Annotated in this window: 17 protein-coding genes; 15 read left to right on the plus strand and 2 right to left on the minus strand. The window is 32.2% G+C overall.

Features of this window, described 5'->3' with window-relative positions; genetic code table 11:
* Positions 1-286 precede the first annotated feature (286 nt).
* A complete protein-coding gene (locus COJ46_RS19365) occupies positions 287-736 on the plus strand; it encodes a MarR family winged helix-turn-helix transcriptional regulator (protein ID WP_097976990.1) in 450 nt (149 codons plus the stop codon).
* A gap of 117 nt (positions 737-853) precedes the next feature.
* The gene (locus tag COJ46_RS19370) at positions 854-1591 is read left to right on the plus strand and encodes an SDR family NAD(P)-dependent oxidoreductase (protein WP_097977220.1); all 738 of its coding nucleotides are present in this window, start codon (positions 854-856) and stop codon (positions 1589-1591) included.
* A gap of 32 nt (positions 1592-1623) precedes the next feature.
* Here COJ46_RS19370 and COJ46_RS19375 read toward each other — a convergent pair whose 3' ends face one another.
* Positions 1624-2730 (minus strand): AbrB family transcriptional regulator, encoded by a 1107-nt coding sequence (locus COJ46_RS19375; protein ID WP_097976992.1) that lies wholly within the window; start codon positions 2728-2730, stop codon positions 1624-1626.
* Positions 2731-2973: 243 nt separating this feature from the next.
* On the opposite strand from COJ46_RS19375, the gene gndA reads away from it, so the two are divergent.
* Positions 2974-4380, plus strand: coding sequence for an NADP-dependent phosphogluconate dehydrogenase (gene gndA, locus COJ46_RS19380; RefSeq protein WP_097976994.1), 1407 nt, complete (start codon positions 2974-2976; stop codon positions 4378-4380).
* Between the two features lie 81 nt (positions 4381-4461).
* Here gndA and zwf read toward each other — a convergent pair whose 3' ends face one another.
* A complete protein-coding gene (gene zwf, locus COJ46_RS19385) occupies positions 4462-5961 on the minus strand; it encodes a glucose-6-phosphate dehydrogenase (RefSeq protein ID WP_097976995.1) in 1500 nt (499 codons plus the stop codon).
* 644 nt (positions 5962-6605) lie between these two features.
* On the opposite strand from zwf, the gene COJ46_RS19390 reads away from it, so the two are divergent.
* The 12 genes from COJ46_RS19390 to gerXC all read left to right on the plus strand — a co-directional run bounded on the left by COJ46_RS19390 (position 6606) and on the right by gerXC (position 18873).
* Positions 6606-7862, plus strand: a complete 1257-nt coding sequence (locus COJ46_RS19390) for a cation:dicarboxylate symporter family transporter (protein ID WP_097976997.1) — start codon at positions 6606-6608, stop codon at positions 7860-7862.
* A gap of 214 nt (positions 7863-8076) precedes the next feature.
* Entirely contained in the window at positions 8077-9720 is a 1644-nt protein-coding gene (locus tag COJ46_RS19395; RefSeq protein ID WP_097976999.1) for an AMP-binding protein, read from the plus strand.
* 145 nt (positions 9721-9865) lie between these two features.
* Positions 9866-10402 carry a signal peptidase I gene (gene lepB / locus COJ46_RS19400; RefSeq protein ID WP_286133580.1) on the plus strand — a complete coding sequence of 179 codons (537 nt, stop codon included), beginning with the start codon at positions 9866-9868 and terminating at the stop codon, positions 10400-10402.
* A 481-nt stretch (positions 10403-10883) separates the two neighbouring features.
* Positions 10884-11144: a metal-sensitive transcriptional regulator gene (locus COJ46_RS19405; RefSeq protein ID WP_088014637.1), complete on the plus strand. Its 261-nt coding sequence runs from the start codon at positions 10884-10886 to the stop codon at positions 11142-11144.
* Positions 11145-11213: 69 nt separating this feature from the next.
* A complete protein-coding gene (locus COJ46_RS19410; RefSeq protein ID WP_097977002.1) occupies positions 11214-11573 on the plus strand; it encodes a rhodanese-like domain-containing protein in 360 nt (119 codons plus the stop codon).
* Positions 11574-11589: 16 nt separating this feature from the next.
* Positions 11590-11886 (plus strand): rhodanese-like domain-containing protein, encoded by a 297-nt coding sequence (locus tag COJ46_RS19415; RefSeq protein WP_097977004.1) that lies wholly within the window; start codon positions 11590-11592, stop codon positions 11884-11886.
* A gap of 414 nt (positions 11887-12300) precedes the next feature.
* Positions 12301-13251: a heme-dependent oxidative N-demethylase family protein gene (locus tag COJ46_RS19420; protein ID WP_097977006.1), complete on the plus strand. Its 951-nt coding sequence runs from the start codon at positions 12301-12303 to the stop codon at positions 13249-13251.
* 6 nt (positions 13252-13257) lie between these two features.
* Positions 13258-13746 carry a hypothetical protein gene (locus tag COJ46_RS19425; protein WP_097977008.1) on the plus strand — a complete coding sequence of 163 codons (489 nt, stop codon included), beginning with the start codon at positions 13258-13260 and terminating at the stop codon, positions 13744-13746.
* 6 nt (positions 13747-13752) lie between these two features.
* Positions 13753-14721: a PDR/VanB family oxidoreductase gene (locus tag COJ46_RS19430; protein ID WP_286145526.1), complete on the plus strand. Its 969-nt coding sequence runs from the start codon at positions 13753-13755 to the stop codon at positions 14719-14721.
* Between the two features lie 399 nt (positions 14722-15120).
* On the plus strand, positions 15121-16215 hold the full coding sequence (gerXB, locus tag COJ46_RS19435; RefSeq protein ID WP_098566207.1) for a spore germination protein GerXB: 1095 nt from the start codon (positions 15121-15123) through the stop codon (positions 16213-16215).
* Positions 16205-17704 carry a spore germination protein GerXA gene (gene gerXA, locus COJ46_RS19440; RefSeq protein ID WP_286145527.1) on the plus strand — a complete coding sequence of 500 codons (1500 nt, stop codon included), beginning with the start codon at positions 16205-16207 and terminating at the stop codon, positions 17702-17704. The genes gerXB and gerXA overlap by 11 nt, the downstream gene beginning before the upstream one ends.
* Complete coding sequence (gerXC, locus tag COJ46_RS19445; RefSeq protein ID WP_098566208.1) at positions 17701-18873, plus strand: spore germination protein GerXC; 1173 nt, start codon at positions 17701-17703, stop codon at positions 18871-18873. The genes gerXA and gerXC overlap by 4 nt, the downstream gene beginning before the upstream one ends.
* Positions 18874-18938 lie beyond the last annotated feature (65 nt).

Consider the following 18938-nt stretch of genomic DNA (forward strand, 5'->3'; position numbering starts at 1 on the left):
ATATAGTTACTCATAAGAGGATCAAGAGTAAGTAAAAAAGCTAGAAAAATTTTTATTTGCTTCTTCATATCCTTTAAATACTATTTTTGAACAGTATGGTACTTAGTGCATGTTATTAAACTTGTAGCATCGTATGTCTAAAAGCGCTTCATAATATTATTATGTAAACTAAATGAAACTAAAAATCATCATATAATAAATGAATCGATACTCGGACATTGACTACTTTCAAGAAATAATTTAAAATTATCTTTAATTCAAGATAGTTGAAAGGGGTTGATATGAATTGAATCAAAATGAAATTTCAACTAATTCGCTCCAATTATATTCGGAAATTTGTAAAGCAAATCGCTTTTTGACTGATGCTTCTATTAATAATATTAAATGTTTTGGTTTGAATTTAACTGAGTTTGCAGTCTTAGAATTGCTTTATCATAAAGGAGATCAGCCAATTCAACAAATTGGAAAAAGGATATTAATCTCAAGCGGAAATATGACGTATGTATTAGATAAATTAGAGGCAAGGCAATATATTAAACGCATTCATTGTCCAAAAGATCGACGAGTTATCTATGCAGCCTTGACAAACGAGGGTAGAAGAATAATTAGTTGCATCTTTCCGGTTCATAGCGAAATGATCCATAACTTATTTTCTCAACTAAATTCAGCTGAAAAAGATATGTTGATCTATTTATTAAAAAAGATTGGATTAAGCAAAAATCAACCTCAATGTTGAGATAACTTAATTCGAACTAAATCGTATTAAAAGCTGTCATTTGACGGCTTTTTTTGTTAAGGCTGGAAATAATAATAATAGACTAATTGAAATAAGAGGTATAAAAATATGGAAGAAATGTTTAAAGGGAAATCAGTTATTATTACAGGAGGTGCGAATGGAATTGGAGAGGGTATTGCACTTGTATTTGGAAAATTAGGTGCAATTGTTTCTATAGCTGATGTTAATGAACAAAAAGGTCATAGAGTTGTCAAGAAAATTGAGGAAAATGGTGGGAGGGCAATATTCTTTAAGACTGATGTTAGTAAAGAGGAAGACATCATAAATCTAATGCGCAATGTTTTTGATAAATTTGGTAAACTTGATATTTTAATTAATAATGCAGGAATTTCCGCTTTTAAGCCATTATTAAGTTTATCAACAGATGAATGGGATAAAGTAATTAATACTAATTTGAGAAGCGTTTTTATTTCATCAAGAGAAGCAGCTAAAGTGATGAAAAATGGTGGAAGAATAATAAATATGGCATCAACGAGAGCGATTATGTCGGAACCAAATTCAGAAGCATATGCAGCATCAAAGGGTGGAATTGTATCAATTACCCATTCATTAGCAGCATCGCTTCAGCCAAATGGTATAACGGTAAACTGTATTAGTCCTGGATGGATTCAAGTTGATCAGAATGAAGAATTAAAAGAATCTGATCATCTTCAACATTGGTCGAATCGAGTAGGTAAGCCCGAAGATATCGCTAAAGCTTGTATTTATTTAGCTAATCCAGAAAATAACTTTATAAATGGTCAAAATATCATAATTGATGGTGGCATGACTAGAAAGATGATCTATGAAGAATAAAAAAGCAAGGAAAGGTTATTTTCCTTGCTTTTTTATTCGTTACTTATTCTCTTTATCTTACTTTCTTGAATCCTTGCTCTAAAAATATATCTTAATAAATATGGTACAACAATAAAGATAAATAGTGTTCTAAATAGTTGATAACACATAATGACAGTTATATCAGCGTCTACTTCTTTTGCAATTAATGCCATTTGATCCATTCCACCAGGTGCTAAACTTAATAAGGCACTAATATGATCAATGGTGTGAATATGTGTTAGAAATATACTTGATAAAAGTGAAAAAGTTAATAAAACGACTCCACTTAAGACTGAAACTAAAACTATTTTAAATTTGTTATTTAAGTTTTCAGGTTTTAATAATAAGCCAATATAACTTCCCATCATTAGCTGAGAGCAATCTAAAATAACAGATGGTAATGCAGGTCCATGTAGTCCAGATAAATTAAGGATAATGGTAGCGATCATTGGTCCTAAAAGTAATGCTGTTGGAAAATTTATTTTCTTCCCTAAAAGTCCCAGGAGCGTACATGCAATCGCAAAAATAATAATGTTTGGAAATAAGCCATGCCAGCTTGAAGTGTGGTGAATGGCTTCTGAGATCGAACTTTTATGTACGTTAAAAAATGGACTGAAAATTAATAATGGGACCATAAAAATGATCATCATAAGCCTAGAAATTTGTAAGAATGTGACAATTGTGAATTCAATATCTTTAATCTCTTCTGCAAGAGCAATCATTTGACTTAACCCACCTGGAATACTACCTAATAAAACAGTTGGATAATGTATTTTAAATACTTTAGAAATGATGATTGAAATTGTAATAGTAAAAAGGATGAGTAGAAAGGTCATCAAAATCATAGAAGTTAATTGATGTCCGATTTGAATAAACGTAGAAGATGTAAATGATAGCCCAATTGTGTAGCCGATTATGATCATGGCTGCATCTCGAATTTTACTTGGCCAATACAATTTTATCCCTTTAATTTTAGAAAGTATAAGTACAAAAAACATCGGTCCAAGGAGCCAAGGTATTGGGAGTTTAATCAATTGAAATAAAAATCCACCAATAATTGCAATAATTAAAGTAAATAAAAGCTGAGTCCATTTATTATCGTTGTAATTTATTACCATAGTTTCACTTCTTTTCAAATTATAAAATTTTAATGTTTAGATCATGTTTACATTTATTCAGCGCGCTTGTTATGTTAATATCATTATTGACCTTAAGTTTATGGTATGCAAGGATTTTGCTCGGTTAGTAGAATATTTAACAGGATAGCAAAACTAATCGGAGGATATATTAAGGATAGTAAATATTTTACAATTTTTAATTTGAAAACCCTTGCAAATTTTAATTAGAAAGGACTAATTGAATTGGCTAAACAACAAATAGGCGTAATTGGTTTAGCAGTAATGGGAAAAAACTTAGCTTTAAATATTGAAAGTAGAGGTTTCTCAATTTCTGTATATAACCGCTCAGTTGAAAAAACAGAAGAATTTTTAAAAGAAGCAGAAGGTAAAAATGTAGTTGGAACATTTTCAATTGAAGAATTTGTAAATTCTCTTGAAACACCTAGAAAAATATTGATAATGGTAAAAGCAGGGGCACCAACTGATTCAACAATTGAACAATTATTACCTCATCTTGATCAAGGTGATATTTTAATTGATGGTGGAAATACATACTATAAAGACACTCAAAGACGAAACAAAATGCTATCTGATAGCGGAATCCATTTTATTGGAACAGGTGTTTCAGGTGGTGAAGAGGGAGCTTTAAAAGGACCTTCAATTATGCCTGGTGGACAAAAAGAAGCATTTGAACTAGTAAAACCTATTTTTGAAGCGATTGCTGCAAAAGTAAATAATGAGCCATGTACAACATATATTGGCCCAGATGGTGCTGGTCATTACGTAAAAATGGTTCATAATGGAATTGAATACGGTGATATGCAATTAATCTCAGAAGCTTACTTTTTATTAAAAAATGTACTTGGCTTAACTGCTGACGAATTACACCATGTATTTAGTGATTGGAATAAGGGTGAGCTTGATAGCTATTTAATTGAAATTACAGCCGATATCTTTACTAAAACAGACGAAGAAACAGGTAAACCACTTGTAGATGTTATTTTAGATAAAGCAGGACAAAAAGGTACAGGAAAATGGACTAGTCAAAGCACGCTAGATTTAGGCGTACCTACTTCTATTATTACTGAGTCTGTATTTGCACGTTTTATTTCTGCAATGAAGGATGAACGAGTAAAAGCAAGTAAATTATTATCTGGTCCGTCAACTAGTACATATAATGGTGATAAAGAGCAACTTATCGAAGATGTTCGTAAAGCTCTTTATATGAGTAAAATTTGTTCATATGCTCAAGGATTTGCTCAATTAAGAGCTGCATCTGATGAGTATAATTGGGATTTACAATATGGTGATATTGCAATGATTTTCAGAGGTGGATGTATTATTCGAGCGGCTTTCTTACAAAAAATTAAAGAAGCTTACGATCTAGATGCAAATCTTTCTAACTTATTACTTGACCCATATTTCAAAGAAATCGTAGAAAGTTATCAAGGTGCATTACGTAAAATTAGCGTAGTAGCAATTGAAGCTGGTGTACCAATCCCATGTTTCTCTGCAGCATTAGCTTATTTTGATAGTTATCGTACTGAAACACTTCCTGCAAATTTAATTCAAGCACAAAGAGATTATTTTGGTGCGCATACTTATGAACGAATCGATAAAGAAGGTAAGTTCCATACTCAGTGGACATAATTTCAAATTGGTTTTTGAAACATAAAAAAGTTACCCCCTCGCTATTAGGAGGGAGTAACTTTTTTTATCGATAATTCGTTTTTAATTTTCATTTAATCGATCAGTAACTGGCCACCATTTGTGACCATCAACTGTCAATAAAGTATCAGCTTCGTTTGGACCCATTGTACCAGAATTATATGTTGTAAGTGGTGCTAAATTATTGTCCCAAGCTTTTGAGATGACATCAACAAAGCTCCAAGAATATTTTACTTCATCCCAATGTGTAAAGTTTGTTCCATCACCTAACATACAATCATAAATTAATCGCTCATATGCTTCTGGTGTATTAACACAATCAACACAATTATTATTAAATGTTAATTGAATTGGCTTTGTGTAGCCTTCTTCTGAGCCAGATCTTTTTGCATTTAATTGCAATGTAATTCCTTCGTCAGGTTGAATATGTATAATTAATAAATTTGGAGACATTGTCTCTTTTGTATTGTAATAAAGATTCATTGGTATATCTGAAAACTGAACAATTATCTTAGTAGATTTTGTCGCCATTCTTTTTCCTGTTCGAATATAGAATGGAACACCAGCCCATCTAAAATTATCGATAAAAAGTTTACCTGCAACAAATGTTTCAGTTTGAGACTCAGGGTCAACATTGTTTTCATTTCTATATGCTGGAACTTCTTCACCGTTAATTACACCAGCATCATATTGTCCGCGAACAAAGTAATCTTTTACTTCGTTTTCATCAATTTTACGTAAAGCTTTAAATACTTTAACTTTTTCACTACGAATTTCTTCAGTTGTTAATTTAATCGGAGGCTCCATAGCAAGAAGTGCCGCCACTTGAAGCATATGATTCTGGACCATATCTTTTAAAGCGCCAGAATTCTCATAGTATTTTCCACGGTCTTCAACACCAAGAATTTCACTAGAAGTAATTTGGATATTTGAAATAAATCGATTATTCCATAGCGGTTCAAACATGGCATTTGCAAAACGGATTACTTCAATATTTTGAACCATTTCTTTCCCTAAGTAATGATCGATACGGTAGATTTGTTTTTCTGAAAATGCTTCACGAATTTCATCATTCAATTCAATTGCACTCGGTAAATCATGTCCAAATGGTTTTTCGATTACAATTCGACTCCAACCTTCAGTATCAGCCAATCCATTTTGTTTTAACTGTTTAGCAATTGTTCCGAAAAATTCAGGTGCCATTGCAAGGAAGAAAACACGGTTACCAGGAATTAAGTAATGATTATCCAAGTTTGTTAATAAATTTCCTAATTCTATATACGAAGACGGTTCTAATACTTCAAATTGATGGTAATAAAAATGAGATAAAAAGCTTTCAATTTCAGTATCAGATGAAGTAATAGATTGAATTGATTTTTTTACAGTTTCACGAAACTCATCATTTGACCAAGGTCTTCTACCTACACCTACAACCGCAAAACCTTCATCAATTTTTTGGCTCAAAAATAATCTATATATTGAAATAAAAAGCTTTCTTTTTGCTAGGTCTCCTGTTGCTCCAAAAATGACAATAACTGCTTTTGGGTTTACTTTAGTTTTCAATTAATTTACCTCACTTCTTAAACATAAATTACTAACTTATTTTAGTAATAATCAAGGCTGATTATACAAAATATGTAAAATCACTTTCAAAAAAATATTTTGAAAGCATTTTCATTAATTATTAAAAAATAAATTAAATTTCCAAATTATTCATCTTATATCATAAACAAAACGAACAGATTCGTAAATAAGAGTCTTGATAATATTTAACTTTTTTCTTCTTATTCCTTGTAAACAAAGGGGTTTTAAATGATTTGGAAAATGCAAGTTTTTTCTTAATATAATAGAAATATGTAATTATTTGGTTAAAAATTAAAAAATAATTAAAAAATAATAAAGGGAATTTGTCAAAATCTTAGTTTTTTAGTAGAATTATAATGTACCTTAATCGAAATTTGGAAAATATAGTAAAATTGAAATCGTAATGATTTCTGTTATACTGTTTTTTATAACTTTTTTTGATTGTAAATTCTGAATATAATCAAAAAGTAAATTATGGAAATGATGGGTAATTTATGAGAGTTCCATCGATATCTTAATAAGCCAAGTAGTGCTTAAACCATTTAAAAAAAATTTAAATGGTTTTGTTATTTTTTGTAAATTAAAAAACTTGGCAAAATTCTACTACAAGGGGGACTTTTATTATGAAAAAAATTGGCTTAGCTTGGCAAATATTAATTGGTCTTGTTATTGGGATCATTGTAGGCGCAATTTTTTATGGAAATCCAAAGGTTGCTGACTATTTACAACCAATCGGAGACATCTTTTTACGTCTGATTAAAATGATTGTAATACCTATCGTTGTTTCAAGTATTATTGTAGGTGTTGCTAGTGTTGGTGACACAAAAAAACTTGGCCGTTTAGGCGGAAAAACGATTCTGTACTTTGAGATTATTACAACAATTGCAATTTTAATCGGATTACTAGTAGCGAATATCGTTAAACCTGGTGCTGGTGTAGATATGAGTATTCTTCACAAAACTGATATAAATACTTATGTTGAAACAGCAAAAGAAGTGAAAAGTCATGGGTTTGCAGATACATTTGTAAATATCGTACCGCCAAATATTTTTTCAGCTTTTGTTGAAGGAAATATGTTAGCAATTATCTTTTTCTCAGTGCTGTTTGGTCTTGGGATTACAGCGGTAGGAGAAAGAGGAAAACCAGTATTAGCATTTTTCCAAGGAACAGCTGATACAATGTTTTACATTACAAATCAAATTATGAAATTTGCTCCATTTGGTGTTTTTGCATTAATCGGAGTTACAGTTTCAAAGTTTGGATTAGAATCTTTAATTCCACTTGGAAAATTAATCATAACTGTTTATATAACGATGGCATTCTTTATCGTTGTAGTATTAGGCTTAGTAGCTAAAATGGTAGGAGTTAATATATTTAAGTTCATTAAATTAATTAAAGATGAACTGATCTTAGCATATTCTACTGCGAGTTCAGAAACAGTTTTACCTAAAATTATGGAAAAAGTAGAAAAATTCGGAGTACCAAGATCAATTTCTTCATTTGTTATTCCGACTGGTTATTCATTCAATCTTGATGGATCAACTTTATATCAAGCATTAGCAGCAATTTTCATCGCTCAAATGTACGGTATTCATTTATCAATCACAGATCAAATTTCACTAATGTTAGTTCTAATGGTCACTTCAAAAGGTATTGCAGGTGTTCCAGGCGTATCGTTCGTTGTATTATTAGCAACATTAGGTACAGCAGGAATTCCAGTTGAAGGTTTAGCATTTATTGCTGGTATTGACCGTATTCTAGATATGGCTAGAACTGCAGTAAACGTAGTTGGTAACTCTTTAGCAGCAGTTGTAATTGCTAAATGGGAACGCGCATTTAAACCAGAAGTGGTGAAGAATGATAATAACGTTGCTATGTAACGTATAATATAGGAAAGATATTTTAATTTTAACTCTCAAATAAATTAACTAAAAAACAAAAGCCACAAGGAAAAAGAAATTCCTTGTGGCTTTTCTACTTTTACAGAAGTTTTTTTAAAGGGAAAAGTCTAAAAACATAGAATATTCTTAATTGTGTTTAATTTAAGTTCTAATAACGCGTCCTTTTGGAAGGGAACCAATTAAGGAGGATAAGATGACAAATTTACTAGATATTACGATCGGGAAACTATTAGAAGAAAAAGCGAAATTACATCCTACTCATGAGGCTGTTGTCTATGCGGATAGAGGTTTAAGGATGAATTACAAACAATTTGAAAATCACTGTAGAGAAGTAGCAAAAGGTTTGATGAGTCTTAGAATTCAAAAAGGTGATCATATTGCAATATGGTCTTCAAATACACCTGAATGGCTTACTTCCCAATTTGCAACTGGCAAAATGGGTGGAGTTCTTGTTACAGTAAACACAAATTATCGTACAGCAGAACTAGAATATTTGTTAAAGCAATCTGATTCAACAACGATTATTTTAATGGATCAGTATAAGGATTCTTCATATATTGAAATGCTTTATGAAATTATACCAGAATTAAAGGATGCTGTTCCTGGAGAACTTCATAGCAGTCGACTGCCATTTTTACGGAATGTAATTGTTCTAGGTGAGAAAAAATATCCTGGAACATTCTCATGGAATGAGCTTATTTCTATGGCTAAAAATACTTCAGACATAGAGTTGGATAAGCGAATTGCAACAATGAGTCCGTATGATGTTATAAACATGCAATATACATCTGGAACGACTGGTTTCCCAAAAGGTGTAATGCTTACACACTCAAATATCGTTAATAATGGGTTCAATATTGCGAATTGTATGGAATTAACAAAGGCAGATCGTTTATGCATACCCGTTCCATTTTTCCATTGCTTTGGATGTGTTTTAGGCACCATGGCTTGTGTTACTGTTGGAGCAACGATGGTACCTGTACAAGACTTCAGTCCAAAGAGAGTACTTCAAACTGTACAAGATGAAAAATGTACTGGATTACATGGAGTTCCTACAATGTTTATCGCAGAATTAAATGAACCTGATTTTTCTAAATATGATTTGTCAACATTACGAACTGGAATTATGGCAGGTTCAAACTGTCCAATTGAGGTTATGAAGGCAGTAATCGAAAAAATGGGTATTACAGAGATTACAATTGCATATGGCCAAACGGAGTCTTCTCCAGTTATCACACAAACTAGAACGAATGATCCAATTGAGGTACGAGTTGAAACGGTTGGTAAGGCATTACCAAATGTTGAAGTGAAAATAGTAGAACCAGGCACTTCAAATGAAGTACCACGTGGAGTACAAGGTGAACTATGTACTAGAGGCTATCATGTTATGAAAGGTTACTACAAAAATGAAGAAGCTACTCGTACTGCGATTGATGAAGATGGTTGGTTACATACAGGAGATTTAGCAATCATGGATGAGAATGGCTATTGCAAAGTTACAGGTAGGCTCAAAGACATGATTATCCGTGGGGGAGAAAATATTTACCCTCGTGAAATTGAAGAATTTTTATATACTCACCCAGATGTGTTAGATGTTCAAGTTGTTGGAGTACCTGATCATGTGTATGGGGAAGAAGTAATGGCTTGCATTATTATTAAAGAAGGAATAAAAATTACACCAGAGGATATTCGAATGTACTGTAAGGGAAAAATCTCAAAACATAAAATTCCTCGATATATAGAATTTGTAAAAGAGTATCCTATGACTGCCTCAGGAAAAATACAGAAATTCCGACTTAGAGAGCTAGCAGTAGAATCTGCCTCAAAACAAGTTTAATTAATCTGATTTAATCAGTGAAGAAATAGCAAAGTGAAACAGAAAGCTTTGCTATTTTTTTTATTAAATATTTGTAAGGAATATTCAAATAATAAATCGTGTTATGGTAAAATGTGGAGACAATAAATTTAAAGGGGATACAAATTTGAAAATACGAAAAAAGGAATCTTCATGGCAAACTTTTAAAATAATAGTCTATTCTTTTACAATCGCATTAATTGTTAAGATTTTTATATTTTCACCCTTTATTGTTCAAGGTGCTTCGATGCAACCGACCCTACATAATCATGATTATTTGTTTGTAAATAAAGCCTCATTTCATATTTCATCAATAAATAGAGGCGAAGTTGTCATTATAAAAAAACAAAATGACCCTAAGTATTATGTCAAAAGAATCATTGGATTGCCAAGTGATAACGTTAATTTAACAAACGGGCTCCTATATATTAATGGAAAACATTTAGCTGAAAACTATTTAAATGATCATTTAAAAAATGTCTATAAAGAATATCTTCAATTTAATCAAGTTAAAGTACCTAGCGGGTCGTATTTAGTAATGGGTGATAATCGACTAAATAGTAAAGATAGCAGAAATGGTTTAGGGTATATTAAGCAGTCTGAAATAGTCGGAAAAGTTGAAGGAGTTTTTTTCCCTTTTGATCGAGTAAGAATAATACACTAAAAGAAAAAGTAAAATGGAATAAATAGGAATTGTAGAAATTAAAAAAAGGTTTTTCATTAAAATTTCATTTTCATTATATAGAGTAAAAAAGTAACAAAATTGATACTTACAGGTATTTTAAGCTTTATTTAAGGAAATAAATCTTAAATATAAGAATAAATTAATCAAAACTGAAAGTAGGAATATATAATGAAAAAAAATGAAGAGCTGTTATTGGAGGAAGAAATTATTCATATTAAGAAGAATAATTGGTTATTAATGATCGTAGCGATCATCACGATACCTTTCTTAGTAATAAATATGTGAAGAAGTAAAGCCTGGAATAGTTAGATACCAGGCTTTTATGCTGTTTAAAATGAAATTGACTATCTTCTTTTTCTAGTAATCTAAAATGACGGCAATTTTATTGACTTCATACCTATCTGGGTATATAGTTCAATTTAACTAATGTAAAAATTTTACTAAGAAAGGAAAGATTTCTATGACTTATGATGATCAAATAAAAAATAGAGTAAAAAGAATTGAAGGGCAACTTAGAGGCATTTTAAAAATGATGGATGAAGATAAAGGGTGTAAAGATGTTATCACTCAATTATCAGCAGTAAGAGCAGCAATGGATCGTACAATTGGAGTCATCGTTAGTACGAATCTAATTGAATGTGTAAGATTAGCTGATGAAAATGGAGAAAGTGCAGAAGAGCTTGTAAAAGAAGCAGTTAACTTATTAGTAAAAAGCAGATAAAAAATATTCGTAAAACTTATCACTGGCCAAAATATTTCTGAACATCAACCTCTTGAAAGTAGGACTTAAATAGAAATGTTAAATATTCTAATCATCGTATTAATTGCTTATTTTCTAGTACAAACTTTTCTTCCAATTAAAGGGGTAAAGCAAATTTCAACAAATGAATTAAAAAATGAATTGAAAAGTAAGGAAAAACAATTCATTGATGTTAGAACACCTGCAGAATATAAAGGAAGTCATATAAAAGAATTCAAAAATATTCCATTGCATTTGTTAAAGCAAAATTTAAATCATCTTTCAAAAGATCAAGAAACAATTATTATTTGCCAAAGTGGAATGAGAAGTAAAAAAGCATGTAAAGTTCTTAAAAAAATGGGTTATACCAATATTACAAATGTAAAAGGCGGAATGAGCACCTGGTCTTAATAAAGGAGAATAATGAATGAGAGAAATTACAGCAGAAAAACTTGAAGATCTATTAAAGAATGAAAATTCACTTAATATTATTGATGTTCGCGAGGCGGATGAAGTAGCAAACGGAATGATCCCAGGTGCGACGCATATTCCACTTGGTTTAATCGAATTCCGTATGGCAGACCTAGATAAAAATAATGAATACATCGTTGTATGCCATGCTGGTGGCAGAAGTAGTCGAGCAGTACAGTTTTTAGAAAGTCATGGATTTAATGTTGTGAATATGACTGGCGGAATGCTTGCTTGGAAAGGAGAAATTGAATAAACAAAATGCAAAAATTGCTTATAAAAGAATATAGGCAATTTTTTTTATATGTATTGAAAGGTAATAACATACTGAGGTTTATTAGTAGAGAAAACGCAAAAGGATGAAAGGACCTGCACACTAGGGTTCATGAGGAAGTAAAAAAGCAAAAAGCAGAGATATAGTACCTCATAAAGTGTTCATGAGTAAGTAAAAACGCAAAAATCTGAGAGATAGTACCCCATAACCGATTCTATCGTAAACTTTCTATTAAATTGAACAATAAATCGGACTAGCTATTGACATAAAAAACAGAATATTCTTATAATTAATTAAAATCTAATGTAATAAAAAAGAAATTAATAGCATGTTTACCTTTGTCTAGTTTAACTTTTTTGAACGATTTACTTTTAATCTACTAAAAAGGGTGTTCAGATGAATCAAGGTAATGAATTAGAAAGCTTTCCGTATCCGTTTAAAGAGGAGATTTATCGTTACTCTAACAATTCTATACTATTAGATCCACCTGTAAGCATCGAGATTACTCCTAAATATGAGAATGAAATAAAATTAAAAAGAAGCTTATTACACAATTCACCTAGCAATTGTTATCAAGCACTTCCTACTAGTTTTGAAGGGCAATGGGAAATTGTAGAATTAGTTTTAGATCATTTAATAAGGTATTATCCAAACTATTTTGAAGTTCATAAGGGTCATGAATATTGGACTATTTACAATAAGCTTCTGATGGAGGAGGAACAATTTAGCTTTGGGGATCGAACTTCTGTTTTAGGAAAGCCATTGAATTTTATAGGTAGACATGTACAAGAAGATTTAATTTATATGAGTCAACGAGATGGCGATTTATTTTTAGATGCTGGACACCTCTGTTTTCCTTCTAATTGGTCACTTTCTTTTAAACTAGGAATGAGATTTAAAGAGATTCATCAGCCGATCCCTATGTTTAGTGAAAAATCATTGGATGATCGAATTCTTCGTTTCTTAAAAAATATTGAACAAGGAGCACCATGGACTCGTAAAAATTGGTCACTAATGGCGGGGAAAAGACTAGATACTTCATTAGAAACATTCGATCAATGGGGTAAAGATCGAAAAAAAGTTACAACTGATAATGTTGGGAAATTTGTTCACTTACGCGTTGAAGTTCAAAAGTTATTTAGGTTGGCTGCTAGTAATGGGCTCCTGTTTACGATCCATACTCACTTATTACCACTAGAGCAATTAACCTTCAATAAGGAATGGTTAGAGCAATTTTATAAAATTCTATGTGAATTACCGGATTTCATTTTAGATTATAAAGGAATCTCTTCATATAAAAAAGAAGTAATAACATACTTAAAAAATAAACTTGATGAAGTTGGGTAGAATGCGATGAATAATTTAATAGTTGAAGAAGCTAGTTTTATAGATGGAAAAAGAAAATATTTAATCTGTTCGAATCATAGAGGGAGGTCGTTAATCCAGCCAATTTTAGAAAAGTTACTTGAGAAAAATTATTCTTTTGATTTTGTCTTCATCGGATTTGATTCAAGTCCAGAACAATTGCAAAATAATATCAAAACTTGGTTGCAAAGTCAGAAGATGGGTAGCTATTTATATATAGCACTAAGTAAAGAAGAGCTTAAAAATTTACGGCCGATTATAGAAGATGTTGGATTTTTTGAAGATGAAGTACAATATGTTGGTTATGGTGAACTGAACTCGAAGGTTTTTTGTTGTCGTTGTCATAGTTTAACTGAATTAAAAAAATTAGAAATTGGTGAAGAAATTCAGTGTCATAACTGTCATTTATTACTTTCAGTTTCTGACCATTATTCGGTCCATTATGACGCATATTTAGGAAACATCGCTAAATTGTAGATGGGAGTGAATGGATTGATTGAGAATACGATACTAGTTCGTGTTAATGAAATAAAGCAAATAACACAACAGGTTAAAGAATTTAGTTTGATTCCAATTGATGAATTTAATCTTCCAACTTTTAGTGGAGGTTCTCATATTAATACATATGTTTCTGCAGAAAATGAGATTATTTGCAGACCTTTTTCTTTAGTTCATCATTCACTTATTGATAACACTTATAAAATTGCCATTCATTTAAGTTCGGAATCAAAGGGCGGTTCAAAATATTGGCATGAACGAATTAAAGTAGGTGATCGACTAGGGATTAGCTATCCAAAAAATCATTTTCCATTAAGTTCAAGAGCGAAACATCATGTGTTTTATGCAGCGGGAATTGGCATAACGCCATTTTTATCGATGATGAAAGAATTAAAAAGTAAAAATAAGTCTTTTGAACTTCACTATACTTCGGCAACAAAATCAAGTAGTGCATTTCATGACTTTTTAAATGAATATTATAAAGAAGAGACTACTTTTTACTTTACGAAAGAGCTTAATTCTAGTCGAATAAAAGTTGAAACGCTTTTAGACCATTCAATCGGAACTCATGTATATTTTTGTGGTCCTAATCGGTTTATTTCGCAATTTAATGAATCAGCTTATGCATTTGGCTATCCGAAATCAAGTGTCCATATTGAGGTTTTTACACCACAATTATTGGCTAACTCTAGACCTTTTGAGGTAAGACTGGCGAATGGTACGACAAAACAAGTTCCTGTTGATAAATCTTTATTAGATGTTTTACTCGATGAGGGCTTAAAAGTACCATATTCGTGTAGAGTTGGTAGATGTGGGACATGCGAAGTAAATGTAATTGATGGTCAAATTGAGCATCACGACTTCTTATTGGATGAGGATCAAAGAAAAAGCAATAAAATGATTTTAACCTGTGTCTCTAGGGCAAAATCAAATCAAATAATCCTTGAAATATAGAGTTCAAGTTTAATAAAACAGCTAGGCTACCCATTTAATTGGTAGACTAGCTGTTTTATTTTTATGCATTTTTTAGAAGGCACTGTCTAAGTGTTTGTTGATTTTCTAATTTAATAGAAGATTTTTTAGAATTTATAGAGAATCTAGATGAGATATTTCACAATACAATTGAGCGCTCATTTTGTTAAAGGTCACGAATCACAAAAGTGGTTAGTTTCTTCTTGAACAAACTGGTAGGATCGTTTCTGAGGTGAATTAATGATAAATTAAAAAACCACATACTTATATACGTAGGTTTTGATATAGATAATTAAGTAGGAGGGTGACTTCAAAAATAATAAAAATATTCCAGAAGGATATACTATCTTGGTAACGAATTTGCTTTCTGGAGGAATGTACATGAAAAACCAAACTATCAACTTGCTTCAAATGTCATTTATCTTAATTGGTAGTACTGGACTTGTTAACCATGTCATTATCATTCCTATGGTTTTGGACGTTTCGGGCCGTGATTCTTGGATTACCATTTTGCTCTCAAGCGTTTCTTTACTATTCTTGATACCAATTCTCTACTTTATCCAAAAACGTATGAATGGAGAACAGTTATTTCTATGGCTTAAGGGAAAATTCGGTAGATTTATTACCTATCCATTAATGGCTATGATCCTCCTATACTTATTTTCCTCGGGTGTCGTCCTTTTAAAGGAAACGTTAACCTTTTTATCGTTTTATCTGCCGATGACACCTAGAGTATTATTAGGTGCTACTTTTTCTATAATCTGTTTTTATAATGCAAAGCACGGAATTCAATCCATAGGGTTAACGGCGGGTATCCTTCTCCCAATAGTTATTCTTTTAGGTTTTTTTGTCATGACTGCGAATTTTCCGCATAAAGACTACGCTTTTTTAAAACCATATATAGAACACGGTACTACTCCTGTTATAAAAGGCATGATCTATCCAATATCAGGATTTGTAGAGGTTGTTTTTATCTTATTTTTTCATCATCACTTAAATGAAAAAATAAAGGTTACTACTTTGATTTGGATTGGAATCACTTTTGTAATCCTTACTCTTGGACCAACGATCGGGGCCATCACAGAGTTTGGTCCATTCGTGGCTGCTAAGCAACGATACCCAGCCTTTGAAGAATGGAGGCTCGTATCAATTGGTCGTTATATTGAACATCTCGACTTTTTATCAGTTTATCAATGGTTTGTTGGAGCTTTCATCCGCTTGTCTCTTCTTACTTTTTTAGTCTCAGATATTCTTCAAGTTACAAATAAGAAGGTGAATAGTGGAGTAAAACTTTTTTTCCTCGGGTGGGTCACTCTGATATCTATTTTGTCGATTAATGATACCTCTTTTTATTTGTTTTTATCCCGTCAATTTTTACCGGGGACTATGGTATTCATACTCTTGATACTTGTACTTTTAGCCATCCTCTCCATGTTTGTGAATAAAGAGAATGGAGGTAACATCAATGAAGCGTAATAATCAACCTGATCAAGATCAGATGAGGGTCAAGTGGGATGAAGAAATTTTAAAGGGCTGGTTTGAAGGAGCGCAAGATGTCCTCTTCCAAAAACATCAAATCGATAGTGGTAAACGTTATTTTTCTATTTTATCTGTATATTGTCAAAGTCTCATTGACATAAAAGAATTGAGAAAAACAATCATGCCTCATCTTCATGAAGTATTGGAAAATGGATTTTCCGGTGATGCAAAGGATTTGGAGTCAAAACTTGATTTCCCTATCACTTTCGTTAAATCAGACTTTTCACAGGAAGACCTCGCCCAAAAAATTTACGAAGGAGAAGTTCTCTTTTTCCTCACTGCGTCTAGGCTGGTTTTTTCCATCAAACTAGCGATGCTACCAGCAAGATCTGTAGAAGCACCTAGTACGGAAGTGACACTAAGAGGGGGAAGGGACGGTTTTGTAGAAGAACTTCAAACCAATATTGGATTAATTCGAAAAAGATTGAAAACATGCTCCCTTAGTTATGAAGAATTTGTTATTGGAACTAGAAGTAAAACTAGGGTTGCTGTTCTTTTTTTGAAAGATGTTATTTCACAGGATGTTTTAGAACAAGTACGATCCAAATTAAATAATATTAAAGTAGATGGCATTGTTTCATCTGATCAAATTGAAGAACTTATTACAGACCGGCCTTTCAGTCTCTTCCCTTTATTAGAATATACGGGACGACCTGATTATGCTGTAAATTGCCTACTTTATGGACGATTCGTTTTATTAGTGGAAGGCACTCCGACTGCATCTATTGGACCTGTTACTCTTGTGTTTTTCGTGAATAATGCAGAGGACCAGCATTCGTCAGCCCCTTTTGCAAGCTTGGGAAGAGTACTGAGGATCTTCAGCTTAATTATAGCTGTTTTTCTACCGGGATTTTGGATTGCTTTAGTCGCTTATCATCCGGATCAAATACCCTACACATTGTTGGCAACACTGGCTTTGTCAAGAGAGGGAGTTCCATTTCCTACTACATTAGAGGGATTCTTGATGATTTTTTTATTTGAGTTACTAAGAGAGGCAGGTCTTAGAATCCCTACTACTGTTGGTCAAACGTTATCTGTAGTAGGTGGGTTAATTATTGGGCAAGCTGCCATCAGCGCAGGATTGGCTTCTCCTGGTATTGTCGTAATGATGGCTATTTCTGTTGTTTCAACATTTACTTTGATCAACCAGTCGCTTTCGGGAACATTAAGTATTCTCCGATATTTTGTCTATCTACTATCAAGCTTACTCGGAATAACAGGGCTTATATTTTCTGTTTTTATTATTTGTATTCATCTTGTGAATTTACGCTCTTTCGGGGTTCCATTTATGGCCCCTTACTCTCCACTTGTACCAACTAGTTTGATGCCGGCAACAATCCGAATTCGTTTTAAAAATATGATACGGAGACCGAAAGAGATTCATACGAACGATAGCACGAAACAAAAGGATGAGGAAAAAAGATGAGGAAAACATTATTTCATAAAAAACTTCTTATAGTATTTCCATCTATTTTTCTGTTAACCGGCTGTTGGGATACAAGAGAAGTTGAGCATGTATGGTACATGAATGCCTTAGGAGTTGACTTTAAAAATAATCAATATGTGCTCTATCCTCAATTTATCAATTTTTCCACTTTTGCAAAACAAGAAACCACAATGCGGACACCACAGCCAATTTTTATTGGAAAAGGAACAGGGGAGATATTAGACCATTCAGCGTTCGATTTTTATAAAACGAGTCAACAAAGGGTGTCTTGGGAGCACATAAATACAGTCGTATTCTCTGAGAATGTATTAAAACATGGAGATATACGACAAATTGATGAATTCTTTGCTCGTTTCTTTCAGTTTAGGAATACGATGTGGGTATTTGGAACAAAGGAACCAATCGAGGAGGTTTTGACAACTGGAACTATCTTAAATCTCTCACCCCTTTATACAGTGAGGGATAACCCAAATGAAATGACAAAAAACTATTCTCTTTTTAGTCCTTTGATTTTTTTCAAATTTCGTGCTTATTTTTATGAGCCTGCGATGACCACACAAATCCCATTCTTATCGATTACAAAAAAATGGAGATCAGACAAAAATGATTTCCCATTATTAAAATATAGCGGGTCCGCTTTTGTAGCTTCAAAGAGCTACAAAGGGTATTTGTCTGACAAAGACTTATCAGGTTTAAAATGGACGGACAAGGCTTTCACCCGAGCACCGTTACTATTAAAAAAAGATGGGGAGCCCATTACAGAAATCGTATTGAAAAAACCAAAAATCAAAACAGTCGCCTACATAAAGAACAACAAACCCCATTTTCGAATGAAGATTCGTATAAAAGGAGATATTTTTCAGGTTGTAAAATATTTGCCTATGAAAACAGTAAAACAAATAGCTGAAAAAACATTGAAAAAGGAAGTTGAAGAAACCTACAAAAATGGGGTTAATAAAGGAATTGATGTTTATCAGCTTTCACAAATACTTTATCGAAATAATGTAAAAGACTGGAAAAAATTTGAAAAGAACGGAGCGATCTCACTTTCACCGTCTTCCTTAGATGTTGAGGTAAAGGTGCAAATTTTGACAAGTGGACAATGGAAGTCCACCAATTTACAGAAACCATTCTCCAAAGAACAATAATTAGGCTAGCATGCTTTAGTTTATCAACAAGATCGACATAAAAGTCGATTTTTTTATGTGTGCCC

Origin of the sequence: Bacillus sp. AFS077874 (genome assembly GCF_002566505.1) — a bacterium.
Classification (GTDB): Bacteria; Bacillota; Bacilli; order Bacillales; family Bacillaceae_G; genus Gottfriedia.

Bases quoted from the DNA above. Each gene is read 5' to 3' on its own strand.
- COJ46_RS19415 (WP_097977004.1), top strand. From the start codon at position 11,590: ATGAGAGAAATTACAGCAGAAAAACTTGAAGATCTATTAAAGAATGAA.
- COJ46_RS19395 (WP_097976999.1), top strand. From the start codon at position 8,077: ATGACAAATTTACTAGATATTACGATCGGGAAACTATTAGAAGAAAAA.
- COJ46_RS19405 (WP_088014637.1), top strand. From the start codon at position 10,884: ATGACTTATGATGATCAAATAAAAAATAGAGTAAAAAGAATTGAAGGG.
- COJ46_RS19425 (WP_097977008.1), top strand. From the start codon at position 13,258: ATGAATAATTTAATAGTTGAAGAAGCTAGTTTTATAGATGGAAAAAGA.
- COJ46_RS19370 (WP_097977220.1), top strand. From the start codon at position 854: ATGTTTAAAGGGAAATCAGTTATTATTACAGGAGGTGCGAATGGAATT.
- gerXC (WP_098566208.1), top strand. From the start codon at position 17,701: ATGAGGAAAACATTATTTCATAAAAAACTTCTTATAGTATTTCCATCT.
- COJ46_RS19375 (WP_097976992.1), bottom strand. From the start codon at position 2,730: ATGGTAATAAATTACAACGATAATAAATGGACTCAGCTTTTATTTACT.
- COJ46_RS19420 (WP_097977006.1), top strand. From the start codon at position 12,301: ATGAATCAAGGTAATGAATTAGAAAGCTTTCCGTATCCGTTTAAAGAG.
- COJ46_RS19390 (WP_097976997.1), top strand. From the start codon at position 6,606: ATGAAAAAAATTGGCTTAGCTTGGCAAATATTAATTGGTCTTGTTATT.
- gerXB (WP_098566207.1), top strand. From the start codon at position 15,121: ATGAAAAACCAAACTATCAACTTGCTTCAAATGTCATTTATCTTAATT.
- gerXA (WP_286145527.1), top strand. From the start codon at position 16,205: ATGAAGCGTAATAATCAACCTGATCAAGATCAGATGAGGGTCAAGTGG.